We start from the raw sequence: 12,760 nt of genomic DNA, 5'->3' as shown, positions 1-12,760 counted from the left end.
AGCCTAAACCTTCTCGACGTCAGGGCGTCCGAGAAGGCCGGACGGCATGAAGATGAGAACGATGGCGAGGATCGAGAACGCCGCGACGTCCTTGTAGTCGATCGAGAAGTAGGCCGACCAGAACGTCTCGATGAGGCCGATCAGGAGCCCGCCCAGGACGGCGCCCGGGAGAGAGCCGATGCCGCCGAGCACGGCTGCAGTGAACGCCTTGATGCCGGGGACGAAGCCGTCGGAGAAGCTCACGACGCCGTAGTAGGTGATCCACAGAAGCCCCGCGACGGCGGCGAGCGCGGCCCCCATGATGAAGGTGAGCGAGACCGTCCGATTGACGTCGACGCCGAGGAGGGCGGCCATTTGCCGATCCTGCTCGCAGGCGCGCTGTGCGCGGCCGAGCGGCGTGCGCTGGACCACATACCAGAGGATGGCAAGCAGCGCGGCCGTCACCACCATGATCAGGAGCTGCTTTTCCGCGAGCGTGACCGTGCCGGCACCCATCGGAATGACGAGGACGTTCGAAAGGATGGGTTCGAGCGACTTGTTGTTCGGGCCCTGCATGAGCTGGACGAAATTCGACAGGAAGATCGACATGCCGATAGCCGAGATCAGCGGAGCCAGCCGGAACGAGCCTCGCAAGGGCCGATAGGCCAATCGCTCGATGACCCAGCCCCAGAGGCTCGTCAGCGCCATGCCGAGCACGAGCACGATGAGAAGCGCAAAGCCGATGGCGGCGATGCCGAGGATCTGAGTGAGGATGAGGAAGAGGATCAGCGCGATGAAGGCCGACACCATGAAGACGTCGCCGTGGGCGAAGTTCACCATGCCGATGATGCCGTAGACCATCGTGTAACCGATGGCGATGAGGCCGTAGATGGAGCCAAGCGTAAGCCCGTTGATGAGCTGCTGGAGGAAATAATCCATACGGCGGCCTGCCCCCAAGTTTGGCGCTACGAACGGGTTCTCATGCGGAGAGCCGTTCGATGGCTGCACGCCCCCGCGCGCAGTTTCGTAGCCCTCGCCGGGGAGCGCTTGTTCCCCAAAATCCCGGCTTGTGATTTCGTGAGCCTATCGGTCCCGCGAGTCACTGAAAAACCCGTGGACTCTAGCGTGGGCGACACCAAAGGGAACCGATTTTTCGCCCTTTCCCTGCGTTGCGCGCCCGTCGGGCACACATGCTGTGGATTTAGGCAGAGAGATCGCTACCTAGATCAGATTATGGCTGCCGTCGCACCAGGGCTCGTCGTCGGTGGCTTTGCAGCCGCACAGATTGAACGTGCCGGTGGAAGGGGCGACAAACTTCAGCGGTTCGAGCCCCGTGTCCTTGTGCCTGCCGTCGCAGAAGGGCTGCTTTTCCGAGCGCCCGCATCGGCAATACCAATACGCTTTTCCCTCGGCCAGATCGACTTGATACGGACCTGTCTGTGCGACGATGGGTTCTTCGGCCATGGCGCGCGCCCCTTTTTAATGTCTTCGGTACCGGCTTTCGGCGTACCGGCTTCAAGCGGCGCGGGCAAGCCCTGTGGGTGCGATATTTTCCGGTCGCGGTCGGTCGAATCGAAATGGGGCGGTGGCTGGCAGCATCGTCCGTCACGCGACCGTGAGCTGATAGCGCTCGATGGTGATGCCGCCGTCGTCGTCATGCCAGGCGACGCGGAGTTCGCCGGAGCCGGGCACCTTCATATGAAATGCGAGAAACGGGTTCGCGGAAATGCCCGGCCCCAGCTCGGCCTTGAACACCAGATCGCCCTCGAAGTGGGCGGTCACGGTGTGAATGATGTTGCGCGCGACGCGCCGGCCTTCCGCATCCGTACGATTGCCCGTTTCCATGACGTGGGTGATGAGGGCGCGGATTTCGATGATGTCGCCGACAGCGGCGGTCTCGGGCAGGCGAACGCGGGGCTTGGAAGGGCTCATCATGCTCACCCTTCTCCGCAGCCGCCGATGCCGACGTGGACAACCTGGCGCGCGACGAGGTGCGTGTTGGCGGAGGTGACGGCGACGGCAATCACCTCTTGCGTCTTTGCGAGCCTCATCCGCCCCTGGACGGCGGCCTGACCGGAAAGCGGCGTGAAATGAAAGGTCGCGACGCGGGCCTGCGGGTTCTGCGTCGAGAAGAGATGGATTTGCGTCACGTAATCCTCGGCCGTCATCGGGCTTTCGACGCCGATGCGATAGGGCACGATTGTGCCGTTTTCGGCCTCCTCCGGAAGCTCCAGCGTAAGGGCTCCGTCTTCGACGAGGGTAGCGTTGCCGATGATTTCGCCGAACGCTTTCTCGAACTGCGCCGTGGGTATCAGTGGCGCGGGATCGGCGAGGGCGGCGGCCGCGCGGTCGGAGACGACGCCGCCCGCACATGCGTCGCTTGATGCGAGCGCGCCCGTGACAGCGGCGGCGGCGCCCGTCACGAGCAACGCGCGGCGGTCGATGTGTTGAGGCGGTTGTCTCGTCGCGGACGTCACGATTGGCTTTTCACTCCTGTCGGCGGGGCCAAGCCTCGCGGTCATCGTGCTTTTCGGCATCCTTTCGGACTGCTAGCATGGGAGCAAAAGAAGGTGCAAATCATGTGGCTTCCATCGCGCGGCGGTTGGGGAGAAGCAGCAAGGGTTGCGGTGGCGCTGGTCCTCGTGGCGTTTGCAGCCGTGTTGCCGGCTGTGGCTGGCGAGCGGAGCACCGACGTCGAGTTGATCATGGTGGACGATCCAGCGTGCCGTTTCTGCCAGAAATGGAACGAAGCGGTCGGCAAGGGCTATGCGAAAAGCCCGGAAGGGGCAGCCGCGCCGCTCAAGCGTGTGCCGCGCGGGGCGCCTGAGCTTCAGGGGCTCGCTCCCGTCATCTATACGCCGACCTTTATCGTGATGGATGGCGGCGGGGAAGTGGGCCGCATCTCCGGCTATTCGGGGCCCAGCTATTTCTATTCCGATCTCCGGGATATTCTAGCGCGTGCCGGCCATTTGCGTGGCTCTTGATCTCAACGCCATGGAGGCGCGCGGCCAATGCGCGATGTGATCCGTCGTGAAATGACCCGCCGTGCGGTCACGGCAGGACTTGCCGCCTTGCCGTTGTTCGGTGCGGCCGGTGCGCGTGCCGCGTCGGCAGCGCGTGTCGTGATCGTCGGCGGCGGAGCGGGCGGGGCCACGGCCGCGGTGACGCTTAAACGCGCAGTGCCGCTGCTGGAGGTCACGTTGATCGAGCCCGAGCAGGATTATACGAGCTGCTTTCACTCCAACCACTACCTCGGCGGGTTCGTGCCGGTCGAACGGATTACGCACGGATACGGTGGCCTGTCCGCTCTCGGCATCACGCTGGTGCGCGACCGTGCCGTGGGGTTCGACTTTTCGAACCGCGAAGTGCGAACGGAGGGCGGCGCCAGCATCGGATACGACCGGCTGGTGGTGGCGCCCGGCATCGGGTTCAAGAAGGACGAGATCGAAGGCTATGACGACGCGGCCCGCGAGGTGATGCCGCACGCGTGGTCCGGGGGCGTGCAGGTGCGGGCGCTGCGGTCGCAGATCGAGGCGATGGAGGACGGCGGTCTCGTCGTCATCGCGCCGCCGCGCAATCCCTATCGCTGTCCGCCGGGGCCTTACGAGCGCGCCTGCCTCATTGCGCACCACCTCAAGCTCACCAAGCCCAAGAGCAAGGTGATCGTGATCGATCCGAAAATGGCCTACTCGAAACAGGCCGTCTTCGAGGAGGGGATCGCAAAATACTACAAAGGTATCCTCGAAGTTCACCTGACGAACGACCTCGACGATATGGCGCTGCAACGCGTGGATGGTCTGACCGGGGAACTCGTCACCAAATCCGGGGACGTCTTCAAGTCAGCCGTGGCGAATGTCATTCCCGACCAGACGGCGGGCAAGATTGCGCTCGATGCCGGGCTGACAGACAAGAGCGGGTGGTGCCCGGTCGAGTTTGCGACATTCCGCTCGACGCTTGCGGAGCATGTCTACGTCGTTGGCGATGCGGCCGTTGCCGCCGACATGCCGAAGTCCGCCTATTCCGCCAGCGACCAAGCACGGACGGTGGCCGGCCATATCCTCGCGGATCTCACCGGCACGCCGCGTCCGCCCGCTGTCTACCGCAACACGTGCTGGTCGATGCTCGCGCCCGACGACAGCGTCTGGATCGGCGCCGATTATGCGCCTGGAGAGTTTCGCGGACGGCCGGTGCTGGTCCCGCGCGACAGCTTCATCTCGGCGCCTGGCGAACCGGCGAGTGTGCGCAAAGCGACCTACGACGGTGGGATCGCCTGGTACCGGACGCTGACGGACGAGATGTTCGCGAAGGCCGGCGTGCGGAACTGAAAAGCGCACGCACCGTTCTTTGTCCGTGATGTCGACACCTTGCGTTTTTCCCTGGAAATACAACGCTGCTCACCGGCCTGCTCAGGACATATCCACAGCCGTCCGATCTTGCCCGCTCTCTCAGAGGGAAACGCTTTAACATTCTCCGCGTATCGTGCGGCGGCGTGGTGGATTTCCGACGTGGCGATCCGGGTGAAAAGGGGGCGTGAATGCTTGGGGCCTCTGCAACACAAGGTGGGCTCGCGTCCGATCGGTCGCCGGGTTTTCTAAGGCGCGATCCGCGCCAGGCCCGGTGAGCCGCGAGCGGAGACTTCGATGACGGTGATCCTGCTCCTGATGGTTCTTGTCGCCGTTGCGGTGGCGCTCGGCATGTTGCGTGCCGCGCCCTGGCAATGGGCGGTGGCGCTCGGCCTCGTGACGCTCTCCTGGCAGTCGGGCCTTTTTCACGGCACGCCCTCCGTGCCTCATGTGGGTTTCCTCGGCTTTTTCGTGTGGCTCGCGATCGCGGCGCTGGGCGCTCTCTCGATCCCGAACGTTCGAAGGACACTCGTCACGGAGCCTGCGTTCAAACTCGTCGGCCGCGTTCTGCCGAAGGTGTCCGATACGGAACAGCAGGCGTTGAATGCGGGAACGGTCGGTTTCGACGCCGAGATCTTTTCGGGCACTCCGGACTGGACCAAGCTGCGCGCCGTGCCGCCCATCGTGCTGACGCCGGAAGAGCGCGCATTCCTGGATGGGCCGACGACAGAACTCTGTCGCATGATCGATCACTGGAAGATCCGCCACACGGATCGGCGGATGCCGCCCGAGATCTGGGGCTTCGTGAAGGCGCACGGCTTTCTCGGAATGCTGATTTCGAAGGAACACGGTGGACTGGGTTTCTCCGCGCAGGCGCAATCGCTGATCCTTGGTATGATCGCGTCGCGGTCACCGGATGTCGTAACCATCGTGATGGTCCCGAATTCGCTCGGGCCCGGAGAGCTGATCGAAAAGTACGGTACCGACGAACAGAAGAGCCATTACCTGCCGCGGCTCGCGCGGGGCGAGGAGGTGCCGTGCTTCGCGCTGACGGGGCCGACATCCGGCTCGGATGCCGCCACCATGCGCGACATCGGCATCGTGACGATGGGCGAGCACGAGGGCCGACAGACGGTCGGCATCCGCGTCTCGTGGGACAAGCGCTACATCACGCTCGGGCCTGAGGCGACGCTGCTTGGCCTCGCGTTCCGCCTTTTCGATCCGGACAAGGTCCTGGGGGAAACGGAAGACATCGGCATCACGGTCGCGCTCATTCCGACAACGCATCCGGGCGTGAAGATCGGCCGGCGGCATCTGCCGTCGGGCGCGGCGTTTCCGAACGGACCCAACTGGGGCACGGACGTTTTTATTCCCATGGATTGGGTGATCGGCGGCGAGGCCATGGCCGGCCAGGGCTGGCGGATGCTCATGGAGTGTCTCGCGGCAGGGCGCGCAATTTCGCTACCGTCATCGGCGACGGCGGGCGCGAAAGCGATGCTGCGGTTCAGCACGGCCTATGCACGCATCCGCAGGCAGTTCGGGCTCTCCATCGCGCGGATGGAAGGCGTCGAGGAGCCGCTCGCGCGTCTCGTCGAGACGGCTTACGTGAACGAAGCCGCGCGCGCGGTCACGGCCGCGATGGTTTCGCGTGGCGAGCGGCCGTCGGTCATCTCCGCGCTCATGAAATACCAAACGACGGAGCGGATGCGCCGCGCCGTCAACGACGCCTTCGACATCCACGGGGGCCGCGCGATCTGCGACGGGCCGTCGAACTATCTGCAGTCGGCCTACCAGATGGTGCCGGTGGGGATCACGGTCGAGGGCGCGAACATTCTGACGCGCACGCTGATCACGTTCGCACAAGGCGCGCTGCGCTCCCATCCCTATCTCTATCGCGAGGTGCAGGCGGTTCAGAACCCCGACCGCGAGACGGGGCTTCAGGATTTCGAGGACGCGTTTCTCGGGCATATCTCGTTCTCGATCTCGAACGTCACCGGCGCGTTCTTTCACAACCTGACGCTCGGTTTGTTCGCCGAAGTGCCGGAGCGCGCGCAGGGGCTCGAAGCGATCTATCGGCAACTTTCGCGCGCCTCGCGCAACTTCGCGCTCGTGGCGGACATGACTGTGGCGCTGCTCGGCGGCGGGCTCAAGGTGAAGCAGAAGCTCACGGGGCGGCTCGCCGACGCGCTTTCGGAAATCTATCTCGCATGCTGTGTCGTGAAGCGCTTCGAGGACGACGGGCGGCCGGAGGCCGACCGCGCCATCGTCGCCTTCGCGGTGACGAACGGGCTCCATCGCTACGAGGAGGCGATGCGCGGCGTGGTCGAAAATTTCCCGAACCCGGTCGCGCGGGGTTTGTTGCGCGTGCTCGTGTTCCCGTTCGGACGGCACTACTATCCGGCGCCCGATGCGCTCGGCTCGCGGATCGTGCGGCTTGCGATCGAGCCGGGCGAGGTGCGCGACCGCCTGACCCGCGACATCTACATTTCCGGTGATCCGGACGATCCGACAGGGCTACTCGAAGTGGCGCTGAAGAAGGTCGTTGCCGCGGAGGCCGCCGAGAAGAAGGTCGAGCGGGCTATTCGTGCGGGCATCGTGCGGCGCTATCATGGCCGCGACTGGATCGGAGAGGCGGCCGATGCCGGCACCATCACCGAGAGCGAGGCGCAGCTTTTACGTGAGGCGGAGGCGCTGACCCAGCGGGTTATCGCGGTCGACCACTTTGCGCCTGAGGATTTGATGCCCAATTATCGGGAGGCTCAGCCTCCGGGCCTGGGCCACAACGTGCGCGCCGCCGCGGCCGGCGCGGACCAATCGTAATGGGAGACGCGACCGATGGCGCATGAGACCGAAGCGGCGCTTGGCGAAACGGCGACGACGCCGGTTTTCCGGGATTGGCGATATTCCGTCGATCTCGAAGGGATCGGCTGGGCCGTGTTCGACCGTGAGGGGCAGAGCGCCAATGCGCTTGGCACGCGGCCGCTGGAGGAGCTTGCCGCGATCGTCGCGCTGGCCGAAGAGGGGGCGCGCGCGCGGACGCTCACCGGCCTCGTCATCCTATCCGGCAAGGAAAAGGGCTTCATCGTCGGCGCCGACATCAACGAGTTCGACGGGTTCACGTCGGAATTCGAGGTGATCGAACGCTTGCGCCCGGTGCTGGCGCTGTTCGACCGTATCGAGCGTCTGCCGGTTCCGGTCGTTGCAGCCATTCATGGCGTGTGCGTGGGCGGCGGGCTCGAACTGGCGCTCGCCTGCCACTACCGGATTGCGACGCGCGACGAGAAGACCCGCGTCGGGTTTCCCGAGGTCAAGCTCGGCATCTTCCCCGGCTGGCACGGCACGGTGCGCTCGATCCGCCAGGCGGGCCCCGTGGCGGCCATGCAGGCGATGCTGACGGGAAGCATGATCGGCGCAAGCCGTGCGCGCGGCATGGGCCTCATCGATCAGCTCGTCGCGACGCCGGATATGCTGCGGTGGGCGGCGCGCAAGGCCATTCTGCAAAAGCGCAAGTCGAAGCCCGCGGGGCTTGCCAAGTCGCTGCTCGCGCGCTGGCCCGCGCGCACGCTTCTGGTGAAGAAGATGCGGGACGCGACGACGAAGAAGGTACGCGAGGATCATTATCCCTCGCCCTTCCGTCTCATCGATCTGTTCGAGGTGCACGGCGGCGATCCGCAAGCGCTCAAGGCTGCGGAGACGCGCTATTTCGCGCCGCTTCTGATTTCCGATACCTCCCGCAACCTGCGGCGCGTGTTCAAGCTCTCCGAACTTTTGAAGGCTCAGGCGCCGAAGACGCAGGCCTGGAAACCGCTCCGCGTGCATGTGATCGGTGCGGGTACGATGGGGGCCGACATTGCGGGGTGGTGCGTCGCGAACGGCATGGAAGCGACGTTGCAGGATCTCTCGGAAGAGGTGATCGCGAAGGGCATCAAGGCGCAGGGGCGGGTGCTCAAGCGCCGCTTCAAGACGAAGGCGGCACTCGCCGCGGCGAAGGCGCGCCTCATCGCGGACGCGGCCGGCGACGGCGTGGTGCATGCCGACGTCATTATCGAAGCCATCGTGGAGCGGCTCGACGTCAAGCAGGAGCTGTTCCGCGCCCTCGAAGGCCGGATCAAGCCGGACGCATTGCTCGCGACCAACACCTCGTCGCTCGAAATCGAAGCCATTGCCGAGCCGCTTCAGGACCCTGGCCGCCTGATCGGCATCCACTTCTTCAATCCCGTAGCGCAGATGCCGCTCGTCGAGGTGGTGCGCGGTGCCGCGAGCCGCGAGGACGAAGTGCTGAAAGGCGCGACGTTCGTCACGGCCATCGGCAAGTTCCCGCTGATCACGAAGAGCGTGCCGGGCTTCCTCGTGAACCGCGTGCTCGCGCCCTACATGATGGAGGCGATGGCGCGCATCGAGAAGGGCGAGGAGAAGGAGCGCATCGACGAAGCCGCGCGCGCGTTCGGCATGCCGATGGGCCCCATCGAGCTTGCGGACACCGTCGGGCTCGATGTCTGCGCGCATGTCGGCAAGATCCTGGGACTTTCGCCCGAGGGCTCGCATCTCGACCGGCTGGTGGCTGCGAAGAAGCTCGGCAAGAAAACGGGCGAGGGGTTCTATGTCTGGAAGGACGGCAAGCCCGACAAGGGCTTCAAGGACTACACGCCGCTCGAACTCGAACGGTTTGGGCGCATCCTGATCGAGCCTTTGATCCGCGAATCCGAACGCGCCCTTGCCGATGGCGTGGTGGAGAGCGCGGATCTCGTCGATGCCGGTGTGATCTTTGGCACCGGCTTTGCGCCGTTCCGTGGTGGCCCCTTGCACTACAAGGCGAGCCTTGAGGCGCGCGATGAGGTTCCGGCGGAAGCTGCCGAGTAACGAGACGGTTGACCGCGCCCCGAAGACGAGCGGCGCAGAGGGAGTTCATGAGAGATGGGTGATCGACTGAGACGCGTCGGAATCGTGGGCGGCGTGCGCACGCCCTTCTGCCGTTCGAACACGTTCTATGCCGACCTCAGCAACCTGGACCTGATGACGGCGGCGCTCAACGGGCTGGTCGACAAGTACGGGCTCCGCGGCCAGCACATCGACGAAGTGGTGGGTGGCGCGGTCGTCAGCCATTCGAAGGACTACAACCTCGCGCGCGAAGCGGTGCTCGGAACCAAGCTCGCGCCCTCGACGCCGGGCGTCACGATGCAGCAGGCGTGCGGCACGAGCCTGCAGGCAGCGGCGATGATCGGCGCCAAGATCGCCTCGGGCGAGATCGAGTGCGGGATCGCGGCGGGCTCCGACACGACGTCGGATGCGCCCATCGTCTTTTCCAAGAAGTTTTCGAGCCGCCTCGTGCAGCTTCCGCAGCAGAAGACGGCGATGGACCGCGTGCGCGTGTTCAAGGGCTTCAGCCCCGCTGAACTCGCGCCGCAGCCGCCGAACGTGGCCGAGCCGCGCACGGGCCTCACCATGGGCCAGCATTGCGAATTGATGGCGCGCGAGTGGAAGGTGGGCCGCGCCGAGCAGGATCGCCTCGCGTTCGAAAGCCACCGTAAGGGCGCGGAGGCGTATCGCACGGGCTACATGGACGATCTTCTCGTGCCGACGGCGGGTGTGTTCCGCGACAACAACCTGCGCGAGGATATCAGCCTCGACAAGCTCGCGACGCTCAAGACCGCGTTCGACAAGTCGGACAAGGGCACGCTGACGGCCGCCAACTCGACGCCGATGACGGACGGCGCGGCCACCGTGCTGCTCGCGAGCGAGGAGTGGGCTGCCGCGCGCGGACTTCCGATCCAGTCGTTCCTGACCTACACGCAGACGTCGGCCAACAACTTCGTGGCGGGCGAAGGGCTCCTGATGGCGCCCACGATTGCCGTCGCGAAGATGCTGCGGCGGGCCGGCCTCACGCTCCAGGATTTCGATTTCTACGAGATCCACGAGGCGTTCGCCGCGCAGGTGCTGGCGACGCTTAAGGCGTGGGAAGACCCCGCGTACAATCGCACGCATCTCGGGCGCGACGTACCGCTCGGCCCCATCGACCGGGCGAAGCTCAACGTGAAGGGCTCCTCGCTCGCGTTTGGGCATCCCTTTGCGGCGACGGGTGCGCGGGTGTTGGGAAATCTTTCGAAGCTGCTTGCCGACAACGGCGGCCGCGGGTTGATCTCCATCTGCACGGCGGGCGGCATGGGCGTTGCCGCGATCCTCGAAAGCGCCCGCCAAGCCGAGGCCAGCGCCGCGGCCTGATACGGATCGGACAATGGACGGCGGCCGCGAGGCCGCTTTCCGAGGGTTCGCGACGCCTGGAGCCGTTCCGATTTAATGGAATCGCGGAACGGCTCTAAGTTTTTTCTTTATCGTGCTTCTTATCGGAAAACCGTTTTCCCACTTTTCCGGAAGCACTCTAACGGCGTCTCAAGCGCCGGGTTTCGTCTTGGATTTTTCGACCTCTTCCGCCTTCAGCTCCTTTTTCGAGAGCTTGCCGATCATCGTTCGTGGCAGCGTGTCGCGGAATTCGATATCGGCCGGCATCTCGATCTTGGAGAGCTTGGCTTCGAGATGTTTCATGAGGATCGCCTTGGTGGCTTCCTCGCCGTCCTTGAGCTTCACGAAGGCTTTCGGTGCTTCGCCGCGGTACTTGTCGGCGATGCCGACGACGATGACTTCCTCGACGGCGGCGTGCTCGTAGAGCGCTTCCTCGACGCGGCGCGGATAGACATTATAGCCGGAGCAGATGATGAGGTCCTTGATCCGGTCGACGATGAAGAAGAAGCCATCCTTGTCCATGACGCCGACATCGCCCGTGCGGACGAACTCGCCCACGAACTGATCCTGCGTATCCTGCGGGCGGTTCCAGTAGCCCTTCATCACCTGAGGACCTGCGACGCAAACCTCGCCCCGTTCGCCTTGCGGCACCTCGCGTGTGGGATCGGTGAGGTCGCGCAACGAAACGATCGTCCCCGGGAGAGGAAGGCCGATCGAGCCGCTTTTCACGGGGCCGTCGAGCGGGTTGCACGTGACGACGGGCGAGGTCTCCGAGAGGCCGTAGCCTTCGACCAGCGCGCAGCGCGTGACCGCCTCGAACCGCTCCTTGATTTCCAACGGAAGTGCCGCACCGCCCGAGATGCAGAACTTGAGGCTCGTCAGGTCGTAGGATTTGATGTTCGGGTGGTTCAGGATCGCGTTGAAGAGGGTCGGCACGCCCGGCATGAGGGTGGGGCGATGCTTGGTGATCAGATCGAGCGCGTCGGAGAGCGTGAAGCGCGGCATGAGGATCTGTTCGGCCGCGATCCTCACGCCGAGGTTCAGGACCACCGTCATCGCGAAGACATGGAAGAACGGAAGGACGGCGAGCACCTTCTCCTGGCCCTGGACCAAAGCCGGCGCCCAGCGGACGATCTGCTCAACGTTCAGATAAACGTTGGCGTGGGTCAGCATCGCGCCCTTGGGGGTGCCTGTCGTGCCGCCAGTATACTGCAGCACGGCGATGTCGGTTTCGGGATCTATGGGGACGGGCGTGAACGTGTCGGGATCGGCCAGCACCTCGGCTTCGAGGCGGATGACGTCGCGGGCCTGGGACGCTTTCGGGCGCGCCAGCTCTTTCGATTTGAACAGCTTGAAGAGAACCGCCTTGGTGGCGGGCAGGAGCGCGGGGAAGGAGCAGACGACGGCGCCCTTCAGCACCTTGTCTGTCAGGAGGCGCTCGACCTTCTCGAACAGGATCTTGAGATCGAGCGTCACCATCAGCTCGGTCTCGCTGTCCTTCACCTGGAAGGTGAGTTCGTCCAGCGAATAGAGCGGGTTGTAATTGACGACGACGCCCCCGGCCTTGAGGACGGCGAAATAGTAGACGATGAACGTCGGGCTGTTGGGCAGGAAGAGGCCGACCTTGGTTCCTTTGATGACGCCCAGAGCCTGGAGGCCGGCGGCTGCGCGATCCACGAGGTCGGCGATCTCTCGATAGGTGAGGCTCGAACCCAGAAAATTCGCACAGGGACGGTCCGGGTGCTCCGCAGCGGCCGTCTCGATGAGGCTGAACAGGGGCCGCGGCGCTGCCGCCATGGTCCACTGGACGTCCTTGGGGTAGCTTCTGAGCCAGGCATAGGCATGAGGGGCGGCGGCGCCTCGGGCCGTCTCAGTGCTCACCATCGACCGTTCTCCCGGTGATTGCCTTGAGGGGGGCTTTTCCCGCAGGCGTGGCCGGGGCGATCCCAAGCCGTCCCGCGTCCCAGTGCCGCGCTCCGGCCAGGGCCTTTGCCATCCTCCGGGCAAGCATTATCTTTAAATGTTCAAGACGCTGAGCGTCGTTAGCGGACATTGAACACTTTTTTGGCTTCTTCGCCTAGGCCACATGCCGTTAACGGTGTGGGCGCCGTGGCGTTCAGATGTGGCGTAAGTTTCTGTTTTAGAGTCTGATTCACGGGTTTGGTTTAGAGACATCACACCCGGTGTCGGGGGGCGGTCCT

General features: G+C 64.6%; 10 protein-coding genes. 5 read left to right on the top strand and 5 right to left on the bottom strand.

Annotated features, from left to right (window positions below; all coding sequences use genetic code 11):
* Positions 1-3: 3 nt before the first annotated feature.
* The 4 genes from W911_RS11235 to W911_RS17415 all read right to left on the bottom strand — a co-directional run bounded on the left by W911_RS11235 (position 4) and on the right by W911_RS17415 (position 2,501).
* The gene (locus tag W911_RS11235; protein ID WP_023787662.1) at positions 4-918 is read right to left on the bottom strand and encodes a branched-chain amino acid ABC transporter permease; all 915 of its coding nucleotides are present in this window, start codon (positions 916-918) and stop codon (positions 4-6) included.
* Positions 919-1,200: 282 nt separating this feature from the next.
* Positions 1,201-1,443, bottom strand: coding sequence for a CDGSH iron-sulfur domain-containing protein (locus W911_RS11230; RefSeq protein WP_023787661.1), 243 nt, complete (start codon positions 1,441-1,443; stop codon positions 1,201-1,203).
* Positions 1,444-1,584: 141 nt separating this feature from the next.
* Positions 1,585-1,914, bottom strand: a complete 330-nt coding sequence (gene soxZ, locus W911_RS11225; protein ID WP_023787660.1) for a thiosulfate oxidation carrier complex protein SoxZ — start codon at positions 1,912-1,914, stop codon at positions 1,585-1,587.
* Positions 1,915-1,916: 2 nt separating this feature from the next.
* Positions 1,917-2,501 (bottom strand): thiosulfate oxidation carrier protein SoxY, encoded by a 585-nt coding sequence (locus W911_RS17415; protein ID WP_158412860.1) that lies wholly within the window; start codon positions 2,499-2,501, stop codon positions 1,917-1,919.
* A 57-nt stretch (positions 2,502-2,558) separates the two neighbouring features.
* Here W911_RS17415 and W911_RS11215 point away from each other — a divergent pair, with 57 nt between their 5' ends.
* The 5 genes from W911_RS11215 to W911_RS11195 all read left to right on the top strand — a co-directional run bounded on the left by W911_RS11215 (position 2,559) and on the right by W911_RS11195 (position 10,541).
* A complete protein-coding gene (locus W911_RS11215) occupies positions 2,559-2,963 on the top strand; it encodes a thioredoxin domain-containing protein (protein ID WP_144083584.1) in 405 nt (134 codons plus the stop codon).
* Between the two features lie 27 nt (positions 2,964-2,990).
* On the top strand, positions 2,991-4,304 hold the full coding sequence (locus tag W911_RS11210) for an NAD(P)/FAD-dependent oxidoreductase (protein WP_023787657.1): 1,314 nt from the start codon (positions 2,991-2,993) through the stop codon (positions 4,302-4,304).
* 315 nt (positions 4,305-4,619) lie between these two features.
* The gene (locus W911_RS11205; protein ID WP_023787656.1) at positions 4,620-7,142 is read left to right on the top strand and encodes an acyl-CoA dehydrogenase; all 2,523 of its coding nucleotides are present in this window, start codon (positions 4,620-4,622) and stop codon (positions 7,140-7,142) included.
* A gap of 15 nt (positions 7,143-7,157) precedes the next feature.
* Positions 7,158-9,182 (top strand): 3-hydroxyacyl-CoA dehydrogenase NAD-binding domain-containing protein, encoded by a 2,025-nt coding sequence (locus tag W911_RS11200; protein WP_023787655.1) that lies wholly within the window; start codon positions 7,158-7,160, stop codon positions 9,180-9,182.
* 54 nt (positions 9,183-9,236) lie between these two features.
* Entirely contained in the window at positions 9,237-10,541 is a 1,305-nt protein-coding gene (locus W911_RS11195; protein ID WP_023787654.1) for an acetyl-CoA C-acetyltransferase, read from the top strand.
* Between the two features lie 168 nt (positions 10,542-10,709).
* Here W911_RS11195 and W911_RS11190 read toward each other — a convergent pair whose 3' ends face one another.
* Positions 10,710-12,443 carry a long-chain-fatty-acid--CoA ligase gene (locus W911_RS11190; RefSeq protein WP_023787653.1) on the bottom strand — a complete coding sequence of 578 codons (1,734 nt, stop codon included), beginning with the start codon at positions 12,441-12,443 and terminating at the stop codon, positions 10,710-10,712.
* Positions 12,444-12,760 lie beyond the last annotated feature (317 nt).

The sequence above is a fragment of the Hyphomicrobium nitrativorans NL23 genome, assembly GCF_000503895.1.
Lineage (GTDB): Bacteria > Pseudomonadota > Alphaproteobacteria > Rhizobiales > Hyphomicrobiaceae > Hyphomicrobium_C > Hyphomicrobium_C nitrativorans.
Note: the sequence above shows the minus strand (reverse complement) of the source record. Positions and strands in the feature narration are given on the sequence as shown.